The sequence below is a fragment of the Rhodococcus cerastii genome (genome assembly GCF_033042195.1).
Lineage (GTDB): Bacteria > Actinomycetota > Actinomycetes > Mycobacteriales > Mycobacteriaceae > Rhodococcoides.
The window spans coordinates 53,896-70,166 of the sequence record NZ_JAWLKF010000015.1 but is presented as its reverse complement, the minus strand read 5'-3'; the positions used below and the strand labels follow the sequence as shown (position 1 = coordinate 70,166).

Annotated in this window: 18 protein-coding genes and 1 riboswitch; of the genes, 14 read left to right on the top strand and 4 right to left on the bottom strand. The window is 65.2% G+C overall.

Annotated features, from left to right (window positions below; translation table 11 throughout):
• Nucleotides 1-101: 101 nt before the first annotated feature.
• Both R3P93_RS21080 and R3P93_RS21075 read left to right on the top strand, forming a co-directional pair.
• Nucleotides 102-1,898: an acyl-CoA dehydrogenase gene (locus tag R3P93_RS21080; protein WP_317533983.1), complete on the top strand. Its 1,797-nt coding sequence runs from the start codon at nt 102-104 to the stop codon at nt 1,896-1,898.
• A gap of 26 nt (nt 1,899-1,924) precedes the next feature.
• Nucleotides 1,925-2,686 carry an SDR family NAD(P)-dependent oxidoreductase gene (locus R3P93_RS21075; RefSeq protein ID WP_068047438.1) on the top strand — a complete coding sequence of 254 codons (762 nt, stop codon included), beginning with the start codon at nt 1,925-1,927 and terminating at the stop codon, nt 2,684-2,686.
• A 3-nt stretch (nt 2,687-2,689) separates the two neighbouring features.
• On the opposite strand, the gene R3P93_RS21070 is transcribed toward R3P93_RS21075, so the two are convergent.
• From R3P93_RS21070 to R3P93_RS21060, 3 genes are all read right to left on the bottom strand, one after another.
• Nucleotides 2,690-3,952 (bottom strand): cupin domain-containing protein, encoded by a 1,263-nt coding sequence (locus R3P93_RS21070; protein ID WP_317533982.1) that lies wholly within the window; start codon nt 3,950-3,952, stop codon nt 2,690-2,692.
• Complete coding sequence (locus tag R3P93_RS21065; RefSeq protein ID WP_032398144.1) at nt 3,949-4,206, bottom strand: hypothetical protein; 258 nt, start codon at nt 4,204-4,206, stop codon at nt 3,949-3,951. The genes R3P93_RS21070 and R3P93_RS21065 overlap by 4 nt, the downstream gene beginning before the upstream one ends.
• Nucleotides 4,207-4,309: 103 nt before the next feature.
• Nucleotides 4,310-4,468 (bottom strand): hypothetical protein, encoded by a 159-nt coding sequence (locus R3P93_RS21060; RefSeq protein WP_176460520.1) that lies wholly within the window; start codon nt 4,466-4,468, stop codon nt 4,310-4,312.
• Nucleotides 4,469-4,512: 44 nt separating this feature from the next.
• Between R3P93_RS21060 and idi the strand changes: the two genes are divergently transcribed.
• From idi to gcvP, 12 genes are all read left to right on the top strand, one after another.
• Entirely contained in the window at nt 4,513-5,121 is a 609-nt protein-coding gene (gene idi / locus R3P93_RS21055; protein ID WP_317533981.1) for an isopentenyl-diphosphate Delta-isomerase, read from the top strand.
• Between the two features lie 26 nt (nt 5,122-5,147).
• Nucleotides 5,148-5,783, top strand: a complete 636-nt coding sequence (locus R3P93_RS21050) for an NUDIX hydrolase (RefSeq protein ID WP_394855340.1) — start codon at nt 5,148-5,150, stop codon at nt 5,781-5,783.
• Between the two features lie 61 nt (nt 5,784-5,844).
• Entirely contained in the window at nt 5,845-6,447 is a 603-nt protein-coding gene (locus R3P93_RS21045) for a CDP-alcohol phosphatidyltransferase family protein (protein ID WP_317533980.1), read from the top strand.
• A 71-nt stretch (nt 6,448-6,518) separates the two neighbouring features.
• The gene (locus tag R3P93_RS21040) at nt 6,519-7,316 is read left to right on the top strand and encodes a DUF881 domain-containing protein (protein WP_230596205.1); all 798 of its coding nucleotides are present in this window, start codon (nt 6,519-6,521) and stop codon (nt 7,314-7,316) included.
• Nucleotides 7,313-7,741 carry a small basic family protein gene (locus tag R3P93_RS21035; RefSeq protein ID WP_252342135.1) on the top strand — a complete coding sequence of 143 codons (429 nt, stop codon included), beginning with the start codon at nt 7,313-7,315 and terminating at the stop codon, nt 7,739-7,741. The genes R3P93_RS21040 and R3P93_RS21035 overlap by 4 nt, the downstream gene beginning before the upstream one ends.
• 3 nt (nt 7,742-7,744) lie before the next feature.
• A complete protein-coding gene (locus R3P93_RS21030; protein ID WP_037189243.1) occupies nt 7,745-8,494 on the top strand; it encodes a DUF881 domain-containing protein in 750 nt (249 codons plus the stop codon).
• A gap of 41 nt (nt 8,495-8,535) precedes the next feature.
• Entirely contained in the window at nt 8,536-8,940 is a 405-nt protein-coding gene (gcvH, locus tag R3P93_RS21025; RefSeq protein ID WP_094614226.1) for a glycine cleavage system protein GcvH, read from the top strand.
• 213 nt (nt 8,941-9,153) lie between these two features.
• A complete protein-coding gene (gene odhI, locus R3P93_RS21020; RefSeq protein WP_032377955.1) occupies nt 9,154-9,651 on the top strand; it encodes an oxoglutarate dehydrogenase inhibitor Odhl in 498 nt (165 codons plus the stop codon).
• Nucleotides 9,648-10,385 (top strand): transcriptional regulator FtsR, encoded by a 738-nt coding sequence (gene ftsR / locus R3P93_RS21015; RefSeq protein WP_037189245.1) that lies wholly within the window; start codon nt 9,648-9,650, stop codon nt 10,383-10,385. Before odhI ends, ftsR begins: the two co-directional genes overlap by 4 nt.
• 99 nt (nt 10,386-10,484) lie before the next feature.
• Nucleotides 10,485-10,958 carry a bifunctional nuclease family protein gene (locus R3P93_RS21010; protein WP_037189246.1) on the top strand — a complete coding sequence of 158 codons (474 nt, stop codon included), beginning with the start codon at nt 10,485-10,487 and terminating at the stop codon, nt 10,956-10,958.
• Between the two features lie 398 nt (nt 10,959-11,356).
• On the top strand, nt 11,357-11,914 hold the full coding sequence (locus R3P93_RS21005) for a MerR family transcriptional regulator (RefSeq protein ID WP_052047548.1): 558 nt from the start codon (nt 11,357-11,359) through the stop codon (nt 11,912-11,914).
• An 11-nt stretch (nt 11,915-11,925) separates the two neighbouring features.
• Nucleotides 11,926-12,023: riboswitch (glycine riboswitch) on the top strand.
• A gap of 193 nt (nt 12,024-12,216) precedes the next feature.
• On the top strand, nt 12,217-15,069 hold the full coding sequence (gene gcvP, locus R3P93_RS21000) for an aminomethyl-transferring glycine dehydrogenase (protein ID WP_317533979.1): 2,853 nt from the start codon (nt 12,217-12,219) through the stop codon (nt 15,067-15,069).
• A 60-nt stretch (nt 15,070-15,129) separates the two neighbouring features.
• On the opposite strand, the gene R3P93_RS20995 is transcribed toward gcvP, so the two are convergent.
• The gene (locus R3P93_RS20995) at nt 15,130-16,269 is read right to left on the bottom strand and encodes a metallophosphoesterase (RefSeq protein ID WP_317533978.1); all 1,140 of its coding nucleotides are present in this window, start codon (nt 16,267-16,269) and stop codon (nt 15,130-15,132) included.
• Nucleotides 16,270-16,271 lie beyond the last annotated feature (2 nt).

The following is a 16,271-nucleotide window of genomic DNA, read 5'->3' as shown; positions in this document are numbered from 1 at the left end:
GAAAGCGGGAGATCGAGACTTGTATGGTGAAACCACAGTCATGTGCGTCACAGTGCTCGTCACCGTCGCGCACCTGTCACCCCTCGCGATCGGAGAAGTGAATGTCGGACGTCCTCTCGCGACGCGACCTGGATTTTCTGCTGTACGAATGGCTGGACGTGGCGGCACTGACAGCTCGACCGCGCTTCGCGGAGCACTCGAAGGAGACCTTCGACGCGGTCCTCGACCTCAGTGCGGACATCGCCCGCAAGCACTTCGCGCCGCACAACAAGAAAGCGGACGCGCAGGAGCCGACGATGAATGCGGACGGTTCGGTCGAGCTGATACCCGAAGTCAAGGAAGCGCTCGATGTCTATGCGTCCGCGGGTCTGATCGCCGGGCAGTTCGACGAGTCGATAGGCGGGATGCAACTGCCTGCGACCGTCTCTCGGGCAGCGATGGCGTTCTTCCAGGCCGCCAACGCCGGGACCTCCTCGTACCCGTTCCTCACCATGGCCAACGCCAACCTGATCGCGACGTACGGCACGCCGGATCAAGTCCGTGATTACGTCCGGCCGATGCTGGACGGGCGCTGGTTCGGAACCATGTGTCTGTCGGAACCGCAGGCCGGATCGTCACTGGCGGACATCACGACGAAGGCAGTGCCGCAGGACGACGATAGCTTCCGCATCACCGGTACCAAGATGTGGATTTCGGGTGGAGATCACGAACTCACCGAGAACATCGTCCACCTGGTGCTCGCCAAGACCCCGGGAGGACCGCCAGGAGTCAAGGGAATCTCCCTGTTCATCGTTCCCAAATTCCTCCCGAACGGCGACGGCGGTACGGGCGAACGCAACGACATCGTGTTGACCGGACTCAATCACAAGATGGGCAACCGCGGTACCACCAATACCCTGCTGGCGTTCGGCGACGGAACCCACTCTCCCGGTGGGCAATCCGGAGCTGTCGGCTACCTCGTCGCCGAGGAGAACCGTGGTTTGTCGTACATGTTCCACATGATGAACGAGGCCCGTATCGGTGTCGGATTCCTGGCCATCGCGCTCGGGTACGTCGGTTACCTGAAGTCGGTCGAGTACGCGAAGACGCGTACTCAGGGACGACCGCTCGGTGCGAAAGATCCGGCAGCACCTCCTGTCGCGCTCATCGAACACGCCGACGTTCGTCGAATGTTGTTGGCGCAGAAGTCGTACGTCGAAGGCGCGCTGGCCCTCGGACTCTATTGTTCGCGTCTGGTCGACCATCAGGATTCGGCATCCGACGATGCCGAAGCAGCACGATCGACACTGTTGCTCGACGTACTGACGCCCATCGCCAAGAGCTGGCCGTCTCAGTGGTGCCTCGAAGCCAACAGCCTGGCCATTCAGGTGCACGGCGGCTACGGATACACCCGCGACTACGACGTCGAGCAGCATTACCGCGACAATCGCCTCAACCCGATTCACGAAGGCACACACGGTATTCAGGGATTGGATCTGCTCGGGCGCAAGGTGATCATGCAGGGCGGCGCGGGATTGGCTCTGCTGGCCGAACACGTCGCCGAGACAATGGAGCGGGCCCACGCAGCAGGCGGTGACGCTGCTCGGTACGCCGCCGAACTGCACGCACGCTTGGACAGAATCGTCGAGGTCACCGCGGCAGTGTGGGGTACCGGCGACGCCGCCGTGGCGCTGGCGAACTCCACGGCCTACCTCGAAGCGATGGGGCACACTGTCATCGCCTGGATGTGGCTCGAGCAGTTGCTGGCGGTCGGCACGAAGTCCGGAGACTTCTACGACGGAAAGCGTTCTGCAGCGAAATACTTCTACGTCTACGAATTGCCGAAGGTGGACGTGCAGCTCGATCTGTTGGCGAGACTGGACCGCACCACCCTCGATATGTCACCCGCTTGGTTCTGAGTCGAAAACAAGGAGATTCATCGAACATGTCGATCTTGGACAAATTTCGCCTGGACGGACGCGTCGTCATCGTCACCGGTGCCTCCTCCGGACTGGGCGTGGCATTCGCCAAGGCAGCCGCCGAGGCAGGAGCGGACGTGGTGCTCGCCGCACGACGAGTGGACAAGTTGGCGCAGACCGCAGAGTTGATCGACAGCGTCGGAGGGCGTTCGATCACGGTCGCCACCGACGTGGTCGACCCGGACCAGTGCACCGCGATGGTCGAGGCCGCGGTGAAGGAGTTCGGAAAGGTCGACATTCTCATCAACAATGCCGGGGTAGGCACGGCCTACCCCGCAACCCGTGAGACACCCGAGCAGTTCCGCTCGGTGATCGACATCAACTTGAACGGGTCGTACTGGGCAGCGCAGGCCTGCGGACGGGTGATGGCGCCCGGCAGTTCGATCGTGAACATCTCCAGCATTCTGGGGCTGACCACCGCAGGCCTTCCGCAGGCGGCCTACAGCGCGAGCAAGGCAGCGATCATCGGCCTCACCCGCGATCTGGCGCAGCAGTGGGGCGCGCGAAAAGGCATCAGAGTCAACGCTATTGCGCCAGGTTTCTTCCAGAGCGAGATGACGGACTCGTACCAGCCGGGATACCTCGACTCGATGGCTCCGCGAATGATTCTCGGACGCAAGGGCGATGCCGAAGAACTGGCTGCAACCGCGATCTGGCTCGCCTCGGACGCCGGGGGATACGTGACGGGTCAGACCATCGCGGTCGACGGTGGAATCACGATCACCTGACGGCTATCGTTCGGCCGGCACGGCGATGCCCTCGCGGATCAGTCTGCGCGCAACCACCAACGCGTCGTCGGTGTCGAGTCCGGGCAGGGCATCGAGGCGGCACGGTGCGCCCTGGTTCAGCAGGTCGAGAGCGTCTGCGCACTGGGGCGGCATCGTCACGGTCTTGGCGCGCACGACCACGGACACTGCGTGGGCCGATCGCACGACACGCGCGAACACGCCGGGCCGTAGTCGGATCGAATCCTCGCCCCGCAACGCTCCCATTGCAGCGACGCTTGCCAGTGGGCGCACCGGTTCCGGTCGGACGAGCTCGTCGTGACGATCAGCGACGCGTTCGGCCAGTCGACGTATCGCGTCGGGGTCTCGGTCGATCTCGTCGAGCGCGGCGCGCATGGCGTCCACGACTCGGTGTACATGCGCAGCGATGGACTCCGGGTCGGAGTGGTCGAGGCCGGCGGGAAGGGGAGCGCGCAGACTCTCGACGTCGCCCATCGACTTCAGCACGTGGTGGGCGAGGTCGTAGTCGTTGTACGACGCCACGCCGATGGTCAGGTGCACGGTTGTGTCACCGAGCGCTTGCGCCGAGTGGATCCACCCGCGCGGCAGGTAGAGCACATCGCCGGGCTCGAGGACAACGTCCAGTTCGGGAGTGTTCGATGCGTGGTCTTCGACGGCCGACCGTCGGTCCGACCACGGTTGATTGTTCAGCGGATGCACGTGCACCGGGGAGTGAATGCTCCACCGCTTGGTGCCCGCGATCTGCACGACGAACACATCGTGTACGTCGTAGTGCGGTGAAAATCCTTGCGATGCAGCCGGTGTCACATACGAGTTCACCTGCACGGGGTGGCCCAGCTCGCGAACGAGATCACCGACGAAATGAATCAGCGGCGGCCACAGTCGATGCAGGCCCTGAAGTACCAGCGTGTTTCCGGCCGCGAAGGCTGCCAGCACCGCTGCGGAGTCGACCTGGTCCGTTATCTCGGCACCGAACCCGCCGGACGACGTGAACTGCGACTTGTCCAGCAACCGACCGTCTTTGGCCATCCGCACGAAGGGAGTGCGTACTCCGCGTTCCGAGATCAGCTCGTCGACCGCGTCGAGTGTCATCAGATCGTCGAACGAGTCCGACAGCTCGGCGGATCGGGTCAGTTTGGGAGCTGTACCCCAGAACCGGTCCGCGAACGTCCTGAAGTCGGTACCGGTGAGACGACGAAGCGCGGACCGATGATCCGATCCGCGCTCGCCGCTCGACTCAGTGCTCAAGCGGTACCGTCCGCACCGCCGTCGTGTCCGTTGGGGTTCGATCCACCGTCGGCCGGGCCCTCGCCCGCTCCGGCGGGGCCGTCTGCTCCGCCGTCGTGACCGTCGGGGTTGGATCCGCCGTCGGCGGGTCCTTCACCGGCTCCGGCGGGGCCGTCTGCTCCGCCGTCATGGCCACCGGGGTTCGATCCGCCGTCGGCGGGTCCTTCGCCTGCGGCTCCGCCCGTGGTGGTGATGTCGTCGTCGTTGATGCTCATCGAGGTCCTTCCGGTCGTGGAGGTTCGTGTGCCCGCGCAGCGCGAGAACATCGGAGGTATTGACGCAAACTCTGTTTCTCAAACAGCGGTGGTGTGACGAATCTCAGGCAGAGTCGTCGGCGATCTCGGGCGCGTTCTCCCGCGTCGCCATTCCGCCTCCGCCGCCGCCGTCCACGGGTCCTGGTCGGCCGCCCTTCGGCGTGTCCGATGCCTTCTCGGCGTCTGTCGGGTTCTCGTTGTCGGTGTTCTCGTCACGTCCCATGGTTCGACAGTAGACCGCCGCGAAGGCCGTGGGACCATGGAACGATGGATCGATCCCGAGCGCAGCACGTGGTGCTGCTCGACGACGAAGGCCGTGCCGTCGGCACACACGACAAGACCACCGTTCACACGTTGGACACGCCACTTCACCTGGCATTTTCCAGCTACGTGGTCAGAGCGGACGGCGCTGTTCTTCTCACGCGTAGGGCGTCGAGCAAGACAACGTGGCCCGGGGTGCTGACCAACACGTGTTGTGGCCACCCGGCTCCGGGAGAGAAGCTCGACGATGCCGTACTGCGCCGGATCGGTGAAGAACTCGGCCTTCGTGCGGAATTCGCCGAGTTGGTACTGCCGCACTTCCGGTACCGGGCCGTCATGGACAACGGAATAGTCGAGAACGAGATATGTCCGGTGTACCGAGTGCAAGTCGACGAGCACGCGACACTCGATCCCGATCCGGCCGAGGTGGAGGAGACTCGATGGGTGTCGTGGCCCGAGTTCTCCGCGGGAGTGCTGGACGGCACCATCGACGTATCACCCTGGTGCCGAACGCAGGTGGAGCAGTTGACCGCTCTGGCCGACGAGCCACTCGGTTGGCCGGCGTCGCCGGACGATCTGCTTCCCCCCGCCGCCCGTCTTGCCGGTACTCACTGAGCTCCCCGGGCCTCTAGGGTCGTGCTGTGACTGTCGACGATTCCGGTAGGCCGAAAGAGGACCTGCTCGACCGGGCGTCCGTCGCGCGCGAACTCGCCCGTTTCGCCCATCGCACCGCCGAAGCCGACGGATTGCGCGCCGCTGCCGTCGCCGTTGCGATCGGTGGGCCGCCGGGGGACAGGCGGATGCTTCTGACGAGGAGGCCGGATCGGCTGCGCGCGCATCCGGGCCAGTACGCGTTGCCCGGCGGCGGTGTGGACCCGGGCGAATCCAGGATGCAGGCCTGTCTGCGGGAATTGGCCGAGGAGTTGGGGATTCGAGCCGATGAGACCGACGTGCTCGGCAGGTTGGACGACTACGTCACTCGATCCGGGTATGTCATCACGCCGTTCGTGGTGTGGGTCGGCAACTACTCGTCCTCGTTACAGCCCAGCGAGGACGAGGTGGCCGAAGTGTTCGAGGTGACGGTCCACGAACTCGACGTCGACGCCCAATTCGTGTCGATTCCCGAATCGACGCGTCCGGTCATTCGATGGCCGTACCGATCCGGGGCCATCCACGCTCCGACCGGCGCGATCGTCCACCAGTTCCGTGAAGTGACACTGCACGGTCGACACACCCGAGTCGCGGACTTCGAACAGCCGGTGTTCGCGTGGCGCTAACGTGGCCGCAGGCCCGGGTGGGCAGACCACGACGAGCAGGACGAGAAGGAGGTGATCGCCGATGACGAACGATCGTGAGCTCGAGGTGTCGGATCGCATCGCGACCATCCCCAACCTGCTCAGCGCAGTCCGGCTGTTGGGCGTTCCTCTGTTCCTCTACCTCATGCTGGGCCCCGAGGCCGACGGGTGGGCGCTGGTGATCCTGCTCGTCAGCGGTGGAACCGATTGGCTCGACGGCAAACTGGCTCGCATGCTCGGTCAGGCATCGAAGCTGGGTGCCATCCTCGATCCGCTGGTCGATCGGCTCTACGTCGTCAGCACCCTGGTGGCGTTCGTTGTGCGCGGCATCATTCCCTGGTGGGTTGCAGCGATACTCATCGGGCGCGATGCCGTACTCGGATTGACGATGTTCGTCTATCGCCGCAGATCGCTCCCGCCTCCGGACGTCATCTACCTCGGTAAGGCCGCCACCTTCGTGGTGATGATCGCGCTGCCGGTCCTGCTGATCTCCGCCGGCAGCAATTCGGTGGCCGACGCTGCAGGACCACTCGGATACGCGTTGCTGATCTGGGGCACGGCGCTGTACGTCTGGACCGGTCTGCTGTACCTCGGTAAAGCGATCGCTGTCGCGAGGGCAGTCGAGCCGACTGTGGCCGGCACCTGACGGTGGAGCCTGCGGAACGACCGGAAAAACAGGTCAGGAGGAATCCCGTCCCGTCGCTGCTGACGTCATTGTTGACCGACCATCTGGACCCGGGATACGGCGCAGCGGCCGCCGAACGTACGGCACAGCACACCCGCAAGCCGCGGGTACCTGCGGCGCTCTGGTTGTTGGGCGGTGCCGTCGTGGTCGGGGTGATCTTCGGTATCGCGTTCTCGCAATTGGCTTCCGGCGCCGATGTGGACCGTGCAGGTTCCGATGCGTCGGCTGCTGTCCGCGCCGCGCAGGATCGCAGTGCCGAATTGGAGGCGACGCAACAGGCTCTGGCCGAGCAGGTGTCCTCGGAGCGTGACAGAGCCCTGCAGTCCGATGTCTCGGGCAGTGCGTTGCTGGACCGGTTGAGCGCTGTCGAATCCGCTGCGGGCATCGATTCGGTGTCCGGTCCCGGGCTCTCGGTCGTTGTCACCGAACCGGTGGCCGAGGACGGCGCGTCGGATCGGTCGGTTCGCCGGGGTTCGGGCGCGGCCGTGCTCGATCGAGACATCGCAGCGATCGTCAATTCGTTGTGGGTGAGCGGTGCCGAGGCGGTGTCGGTGGACGGTATTCGCGTCGGACCGAACGTGACCATCCGGCAGGCAGGCGGGGCAATGCTGTTGGACAATCGCCCTATCGACTCGCCTTACGAGATCGACGCGATCGGGCCGCCGCAGCGCATTCAGGTCCAGTTCGTCGTCAGTGACGCCTATCTGCGGATGAGCACGGTGGCGCAGTTGTACGGCGTCGGATTCACGGTGCGCCCGGCAACCGATCTCGAGTTCGGTCCCGCCGCTGTGAGAGAGTCGTTCCAGGCAGAGGAGGCAGGCCCACGATGACGGAGCACGATCCACCGAATGCCCTACCGGCCGAGTCCGACGTGCCGGTGTCGGCGGACGCCCCGATCACCCCCACCCACGGCGTCTACGCCCTCGCCGCAATTGCCGCACTGATCGTCGGGGTCGTCATCGGCACGGTCGCGGGTCCTCAGGTTCCGGCCGTGGTTGCGCCCTACCTGCCGATCGCCGTAGTCGCGGCGATCGACGCGGTGTTCGGCGGTGTTCGGGCTTTCCTCGACGGAATCTTCGACGCGAAGGTGTTCGTGATCTCGTTCGTCTTCAACGTCCTGGTCGCGGCCCTGATCGTGTGGCTCGGCGACCAGCTCGGGGTAGGAACTCAGCTGTCGACGGCCATTGTCGTCGTCCTCGGAATTCGTATCTTCGGCAACGCGGCCGCTCTGCGCAGACGTCTGTTCGGTGCCTAGATCATGACGGCAGGCGGCGGTAGGCACGGATGGCGCGCGCGACGTCCCGATGCAGAGGGGAGAAGGCGCGGAGCGGCATTCGGCGTTCTCGCACTCGCTCTGCTGTGCGTCCTGGGAATCGGCCTTGCCACGCAGGTACGAGAGGCGAGCACCACCGATGGCCTGGAGAACTCGAGGCCCGAGGACCTACTGGTCGTGCTGGACACCCTGACCCGTCGCGAGGCGTCCATCCGGGACGAGATCAGCACCTTGCAGGCCACTCTGGCAACGCTGCGCGAGTCCGGTTCGGGATCGGAGGCCGCAGTGGCGGAAGCCCAGGAACGATTGTCCGCGTTGTCGATTCAAGTAGGCACCGTCGCAGCCCAGGGGCCAGGCGTGACGCTGGTGATCGAGGACCCGAGCTCGGGTGTGGGATCCGAGGTGCTGCTGGACGCCATGCAGGAACTGCGCGCCGCCGGTGCCGAAGCACTCCAGCTCGAGGGCGGCGCAGATGCCGTCCGCATCGGCGTCGATTCGTGGATCGCCGGTTCCGCTGGTCGGGTGGTGGTCGACGGTCGAGAACTGCGAGCTCCGTACACCTTCACTGCAATCGGAGACCCGCCGACGCTCGCGTCGGCCCTGAACATTCCCGGCGGGGTCGTGGACACGGTGACTCGCAACGGTGCGACGTCGAACATCGCGCAGTCGGACCAGGTCACGGTGTCCGCCTTGCGGGACCCGCGCCCGCGTCAATACGCTCAGCCCGGTAACTGACCGCCCGCTCGCCCCGGGCCACGATCGAAGGGAATGCCGCGTTGAGCGACATCGACACACCAGCTGATCTGTACTACACCCCCGAGCACGAGTGGGTGCAGCGCACGGGGCCTGCAACGGTGCGCATCGGTATCACCGACTTCGCGCAAGCGCAGTTGGGCGACGTGGTGTTCGTTCAGCTTCCCTCGATCGGCGACACCGTCACTGCGGGCGAGTCTCTCGGCGAGGTCGAATCCACCAAGAGCGTGTCCGACGTGTTCAGCCCTCTGACCGCGAAAGTGGTTGCCGTGAACCAGGATCTGGACGGTGAACCGGAGAAGGTGAACTCGGGACCCTACACCGGAGGCTGGCTGATCGACCTCGAGGTTTCGACACCGGAGGAGTTGGACGCGGCACTGGCGCAGATGCTCGATGCCGCCGGATATGCTCTCATCACGGCCGAGTGATCGGCCGGCTGTCGACACCAGCCAACAGGCCACACGGCCCCCGCTGCGCAGGGTACGGTCGACACCGAGCGAATACCCTGTCGGGGCGAAGGTCCAGCAAGCTGTACGACGCTACGCAACACCGAACGCCAAGCAACACCTGATGTGAAGACCATGTACTGCGTTACCCGCGGCGTTCTCTGCCCCGGGTGAACGGACTGAGAAGGAGTAACGGTGAGCCAGAACGACAACGACAGCAACTACGGGGAGTCACCGGCAGAGACCACCTCGGTCTTCCGTGCAGATTTCCTGCAGGAGCTGGACAACTCCGCGGCCGCCCAGAGCACCGAAGCTCCGGTATCGGGTGTCGAGGGGTTGCCTGTCGGTGCCGCACTGCTCGTCGTCAAGCGAGGACCGAACGCCGGATCGCGGTTCCTGCTCGACCAGCCGACCACCTCGGCCGGTCGGCATCCCGACAGTGACATCTTCCTCGACGATGTCACCGTCAGCCGTCGGCACGCAGAGTTCCGGCAGGACGAGGACGACTTCCAGGTCGTCGACGTCGGCAGCCTGAACGGCACTTACGTCAACCGCGAGCCGGTCGACTCCGCTGTGCTGGCCAACGGCGACGAGGTCCAGATCGGCAAGTTCCGCCTGGTGTTCCTCACCGGACCGCGGGGCGGCAACGGATCTCAGGTCGGCGACGCGTCTGCGGGTGCAGGAAGCCAGTGACCGCCGTCGGGCAGCAGTCCAACGGGGGGATGTCGATTGGCTCCGTCCTCGATCGACTTCGGCCCGACTTTCCTGATGTCACCATCTCGAAGATCAGATTCCTCGAAGCCGAGGGGCTGATCTCGCCGGAGCGCACACCGTCGGGGTACCGGCGGTTCTCCATCGCGGATTGCGAGCGTCTGCGTTTCGTGCTGACCGCGCAGCGCGATCAGTACCTGCCGCTCAAGGTGATCAAGGAACAACTCGAAGCCATCGACCACGGGGTCGCCACCGTGGAGCGGGCCGATGCGTCGGTCAAGCGTCCGCGGTCGCTCACGGTTGCCGCGGGTGAGGTGTCCCCAGAGGAGTTCCTGCCCGATCGTGAGGTTCGTATCGCCAAAGCGGATCTACTCGCTCAGGCGGGGATCGACGATGCGTTTCTCACCGAGCTGCTGCGAGCCGGTCTGATCACCCCCGGGCAGGCCGGTTTCTACGACGACGGAGCCGTGACGCTCGCCCGAACGGCGCACGCGATGTTGCAGTTCGGTCTCGAAGTGCGCCACCTCCGCGCCTTCAAGCTCGCGGCGGACCGCGAAGCCGGCCTGGTCGCGCAGATCGCCGGACCCGTTGCCAAGGGACGAGACGCCGGTGCGCGCGATCGCGCAGAAGAAATGATTCGCGAGTTGGCCGCACTGTCCTTGACCTTGCACACCTGCCTGGTCAAAGCGGCGGTGCGCGGTGCACTCGATCGGTGACGCTCGCTCGCGTCGTTTCGAATTCCAATAGACTCGGCAGCGACGAGCTGAGCCAGTTGTCAGTGCAGCCCGGATTTCTCGAGGTGAGAGGCAGACACGATGAGTGAGATGCGTGTGGTCGGTATTCGTGTCGAACAGCCGCAGAACCAGCCCGTGTTGCTGTTGCGCGAGGCCGACGGCGACCGGTACCTCCCGATCTGGATCGGTCAAACCGAGGCTGCTGCAATTGCTTTGGAGCAGCAGGGTGTGCAACCCGCTCGGCCACTCACCCACGATCTCGTCAAGAATCTGATCTCGGCACTGGGGCACCAGCTCAAGGAGGTGCGCATCGTCGATCTGCAGGAGGGCACCTTCTACGCCGATCTCGTGTTCGACAAGGACATCAGAGTCTCCGCTCGGCCGTCGGATTCCGTTGCCATCGCTCTTCGGGCCGGGGTGCCGATCTTCGCCGAGGAGCCTGTGCTCGCCGAAGCCGGGTTGATCATGCCCGACGAGCGCGAGGACGAGGTCGAGAAGTTCAAGGAGTTCCTCGAATCGGTCTCTCCGGACGACTTCAAAGCCACCGACGGGTAACAGAAGAGTCTCAACCTCAACTTTAGGTTCAGGTTTACGGCGCGTTGCGTTGAATCTGCACGATCGTCCCCATAACGTTCGTGCCAGTGAAGTTCATCGCCGCCGCTGGACCGATCCGGTGCAGTTCACGCCTCTTCGACACCTGTCGAGGCGTACTCTGGCCTGGTACACGGTATGACTTCACGCGAGTACACCGAGACATTTTCCAGTGTCTCGGACGGATCGCAGTACTGACTCGATCCGAACGCAGTGAGACATCCGAGAGGGAGCAGTCAGTGGGAGATCAGCCGCAGCAGCATCACGGCAGTCGAGGTTCCGAAGCCGCAGGCCGGACCGAGGACACGCCGGTCGGTGCCGATGCTCGGGTCGACACCCCCGAACAGGCGTCGAGCGCCCGAATCGAAGCGCCCCAGGACATTCAGCCGGGATTGTTCCCGGACGACTCCGTGCCCGACGAACTCGTGGGCTACCGCGTGCCGAGTGCCTGCCAGATCGCCGGCATCACCTACCGTCAGCTCGATTACTGGGCCCGCACCGGGCTCGTCGTCCCGTCGATCCGCGGCGCAGCGGGTTCGGGAAGCCAGCGGCTGTACTCGTTCAAGGACATGCTGGTCCTCAAGATCGTCAAGCGGCTGCTCGATACCGGTATCTCGCTGCAGAACATCCGAGTCGCAGTCGATCACCTGCGCCAGCGTGGCGTGGGCGATCTCGCCAACATCACGCTGTTCTCCGACGGCACCACCGTCTACGAGTGCACCTCGGCAGAAGAAGTTGTCGACCTGCTCCAAGGCGGGCAGGGCGTGTTCGGCATCGCCGTGAACGGTGCAATGCGCGAGCTCACCGGCACCATCGCCGACTTCCCGGCCGAACGTGCCGACGGCGGTGAAAGCCAGCCGAGCCCCGAGGACGAGTTGGCCTCGCGACGCAAGAATCGCGCGAGCCGCAAGACCGGCTAGACTTTCCCCGTCGCGCCCGCGCGGGAGAGTTCCGAGGCATCCAGTCTCGGACGCCGAAGGAGCAATACCTCCCCGTCAATCTCTCAGGCACACGGACCGTGTGGGCTTCGACAACTCTGGAAAGTGGTGGGAGCACCCACCCGCCCAAGGGGAAAGGTGCCGGCGCGCCGAAGTGGCGCGCCGTGTCCGACCGAATCTCTCAGGCGCACGCGTCAGCGGGCACACGACAGAGGGGGAGGAGCGGCCGGAGCGTATGCCTCGGTCGTCCGACGCCTCGTCTTTCCGGCACCTGGGAGCACATCGTGACCGACCGAACCGCTTCGCCCGCACACACTTTCGTGGACCGTCACATCGGCCCGGACCTGACCGAGTTGGTTCGCATCCTCGACACGATCGGCGTCGCCTCGCTCGACGAGCTGGCCCGCAAGGCCGTTCCGTCCTCGATCCTCGACACCGTGGTCGACGGCGTTCCCGACGGCTTGGCGATGCTTCCGCCTGCGCTGAGCGAGCACGAGGTGCTTGCCGCACTGGCCGACCTCGCCGGGCAGAACACCGTGGCGACGTCGATGATCGGCCTCGGCTACTACGACACGCTGACCCCGCCGGTGCTGACCCGGGGCATTCTGGAGAACCCGGCCTGGTACACCGCGTACACGCCGTATCAGCCCGAAATCAGCCAGGGGCGACTCGAAGCGCTGCTGAACTTCCAGACCATGGTTGCCGACCTCACCGGCATGGACGTGGCGAATGCATCGATGCTCGACGAGTCGACGGCGGCCGCCGAATCCATGACCTTGATGCGTCGCGCGAACAGGGCATCGAAGTCGCCTCGACTACTGGTCGATTCCGACATCTTCCCGCAGACCGTGGCCGTATTGGCCACTCGCGCCGAGCCGTTGGGGATCGAACTGGTCTACGCCGATCTGACCGACGGCCTCCCCGACGGAGAATTCTTCGGTGTCCTGGCCCAGCTGCCCGGAGCGTCGGGCCGTCTGGTCGATCACACGGCGATCATCGAGGCCGCGCACGAGCGCGGCGCGCTGGTTGCCGTGGGAGTGGACCTGCTCGCTGCCACCGTGGTGACTCCGCCCGGTGAGATCGGTGCGGACGTCTGCTTCGGAACCACCCAGCGATTCGGCGTTCCGATGGGATACGGCGGACCGCACGCCGGCTACCTCGCAGTGCGATCCGGTCATTCCCGTCAGCTACCCGGCCGTCTGGTCGGGGTCTCGCTCGATGCGGACGGTCACAGCGCCTACCGACTGGCGCTGCAGACCCGCGAGCAGCACATCCGCCGCGAGAAGGCCACCTCCAACATCTGTACCGCTCAGGTCCTGCTGGCCATCGTCGCTGCGATGTACGCCAGCTACCACGGCGCAGACGGACTGCGGGCCATAGCAACTCGGGTGAATACGCATGCTCGAACCGTGGCGGCAGGTCTGCGGGCAGCGGGTATCGACGTGGTGCACACGGAATTCTTCGACACCGTCCTCGCTGCCATCCCGGGTGGCGCTCAGGCCGTCGTCGACGGTGCCAAGCAGCGTGGCATCAATCTGCGGCTGGTCGACGCCGACCACGTGGCCGTCGCGTGCGACGAGGCGACGACGCCCGAGCACATCGCGAACGCGCTCGCCGCGTTCGGTGCAGAACCCGCCGGTTCCGGGGCCGTGTCGTTGCCCGCGAACACGACTCGCACCTCGGAGTACCTCACGCACCCGGCCTTCACCCGGTACCGCACCGAGACCGCCATGCTGCGCTATCTGCGTGCGTTGTCCGACAAGGACATTGCGCTCGATCGCAGCATGATTCCGCTGGGCTCGTGCACGATGAAGCTGAACGCGACCGCGGAGATGGAGTCCATCACCTGGCCGCAGTTCGCCCGTCAGCACCCCTTCGCCCCGTCCTCGGACGTGCCCGGACTGCTGCGGGTGATCGCCGACCTGGAACGGTGGCTGGTGGACATCACCGGCTACGACGCGGTCAGCCTGCAGCCCAACGCGGGAAGTCAAGGCGAGTACGCGGGTCTGCTCGCCATTCGTCGCTACCACCTCGGCAACGGTGATGCCGAGCGCACCGTGTGCCTGATCCCGTCGAGCGCCCACGGAACCAACGCAGCCTCGGCGGTGATGGTGGGCATGCGCGTGGTGGTCGTGGCCTGCCGGCCCAACGGCGACGTCGACGTCGACGACCTGCGCGCCAAGATCGCCGAGCACTCCGACACCCTGGCCGCGATCATGATCACCTATCCGTCAACCCACGGCGTGTACGAGCACGAGATCTCCGAGATCTGTGCAGCGGTCCACGACGCGGGCGGTCAGGTGTACGTCGACGGTGCCAACCTCAACGCTCTCGTCGGGCTGGCACGCCCCGGCCGATTCGGCGGCGACGTCAGCCACCTGAACCTGCACAAGACATTCTGCATCCCGCACGGAGGTGGCGGGCCCGGGGTCGGACCCATCGGTGTGCGGTCGCACCTGCAGCCGTACCTGCCGGGTCACCCACTGGCCCCGCAGCTCGGTTCGGGACCGACGGTGTCCGGTGCCCCCTACGGCAGTGCCTCGATTCTCACGATCACGTGGGCCTACATCGCGATGATGGGTGCGACGGGGCTGCGGCAGGCGACGTTGACGGCGATCGCGTCTGCCAACTACATCGCCCGTCGCCTCGACGAGTACTTCCCGGTGCTGTACACCGGCGACAACGGCATGGTTGCCCACGAGTGCATCCTCGATCTGCGAGGCCTGACCAAGGACACCGGAGTCACCGTCGACGACGTTGCGAAAAGGTTGGCGGACTACGGCTTCCACGCGCCCACGATGAGCTTCCCGGTGCCGGGAACGCTGATGGTCGAGCCGACCGAGAGCGAGAATCTCGAGGAGATCGACGCGTTCTGCGATGCGATGATCGCCATCAGGGGAGAGATCGATCGCGTCGGATCGGGCGAATGGACGGTCGAGGACAATCCTCTTCGAGGTGCACCGCACACCGCTCGGAGTCTGGTTGCCGAGTGGGATCACCCGTACTCACGGGAACTCGCTGCCTACCCGGCGGGCTACGACCGTCCCAAGGTGTGGCCCGCGGTGCGTCGCATCGACGGTGCCCACGGTGATCGCAATCTGGTGTGCTCGTGCCCACCGACCGAGGCGTTCGCCTGAGCCGAGAACAGAGCCCGCCACGTCGACGTGGCGGGCTCTGTCGTCTTCGCGTCGGAGGCTTCAGCCCCGGGTGAGCTCGAGCATCGCGATCTCGGGCGGAGCGGCGACGCGGACCGGTGGACCCCACGCACCCGCGCCGCGGGTGGTGTACAGCGTGGTGTTGCCGATCGTGTCCAGCCCTTCGACACTGGGCTGCTGTAGCGGCACCAGATAACGGATCGGCCAGATCTGACCCCCGTGCGTGTGCCCGGACACCTGCATGTCGACTCCGAAGTCCGATGCCTCCACTGCCTGCAACGGCTGGTGTGCCATCAGTAGTACGAATCGATCGGGATCGATCCCGTCCAATGCCGCGGCGAGATCGGGTTCGTACGGGGCCGGTGCGGTGGCGTCGTTGATGCCGGCGATATCGATTGCAGCGTCGCCACGAGTGATCGTCGCGCGTTCGTTGCGCAGAACGTCGATGCCGAGCGTCGACCAGAAGTCGAGCCATTCGCCGCCGTCGCCCGCGTAGAACTCGTGGTTGCCGCTGACGGCGAACACGCCGAGCGGGGCGTCGAGGTCGCGGAGCGGCTCGAGATCTGCTCCCACCAGAGCAACCGTGCCGTCGATGAGATCGCCGTCGAGCAGCACGACATCTGGATTCTGGGCGTTGATCGAATCGACGACCTCACGAACGAAATCCGCGCCGCGGGAGGGACCGGCGTGCAGATCCGACACCAACGCCACTCGGACTCCGTCGAATTCGGTCGGTAGCCGGTCGAGTGCTACGTCGGTGTTCGTCGCACGCGGAGTTGCCGCCTCGACGAGTCCATACCCCACTGCAACCACGCTGACGAGTGCCACCGCCGCCGATCCGATCCGCGACACCCGCAGTCGAACAGCGGACGAATCGCGTTTACGAGCCGCGAACACCACTCTCACGACGGTGCAGACCACGGCCACCAGAATCGTTCCCAGGAACAGGTACAGCACCACGGCGAGCCAACTGAGGCCGACGAAGGCGGGTCCTCGTGCCCAGGACGGATCGAACTCCACGCCGCTGCCGAAACCGATCACCGCACCCAGCCACAGCAGTGCCAGTGCAGCATCGACAGCTCGTTTGGGACGTGTCGGCATCCTGGTCAAGGAGAGAAACCGCCAGTGCAGGAACAGGGTGATGAGGAGTAGAAAAACGCAGACAAAAATTACACGAGACATGT

Bases quoted from the DNA above. Each gene is read 5' to 3' on its own strand.
- R3P93_RS21065 (WP_032398144.1), bottom strand. From the start codon at position 4,206: ATGAGCATCAACGACGACGACATCACCACCACGGGCGGAGCCGCAGGC.
- R3P93_RS21045 (WP_317533980.1), top strand. From the start codon at position 5,845: ATGACGAACGATCGTGAGCTCGAGGTGTCGGATCGCATCGCGACCATC.
- R3P93_RS21010 (WP_037189246.1), top strand. From the start codon at position 10,485: ATGAGTGAGATGCGTGTGGTCGGTATTCGTGTCGAACAGCCGCAGAAC.
- R3P93_RS21030 (WP_037189243.1), top strand. From the start codon at position 7,745: ATGACGGCAGGCGGCGGTAGGCACGGATGGCGCGCGCGACGTCCCGAT.
- R3P93_RS20995 (WP_317533978.1), bottom strand. From the start codon at position 16,269: ATGTCTCGTGTAATTTTTGTCTGCGTTTTTCTACTCCTCATCACCCTG.
- R3P93_RS21035 (WP_252342135.1), top strand. From the start codon at position 7,313: ATGACGGAGCACGATCCACCGAATGCCCTACCGGCCGAGTCCGACGTG.
- R3P93_RS21080 (WP_317533983.1), top strand. From the start codon at position 102: ATGTCGGACGTCCTCTCGCGACGCGACCTGGATTTTCTGCTGTACGAA.
- R3P93_RS21060 (WP_176460520.1), bottom strand. From the start codon at position 4,468: ATGGGACGTGACGAGAACACCGACAACGAGAACCCGACAGACGCCGAG.
- idi (WP_317533981.1), top strand. From the start codon at position 4,513: ATGGATCGATCCCGAGCGCAGCACGTGGTGCTGCTCGACGACGAAGGC.
- R3P93_RS21075 (WP_068047438.1), top strand. From the start codon at position 1,925: ATGTCGATCTTGGACAAATTTCGCCTGGACGGACGCGTCGTCATCGTC.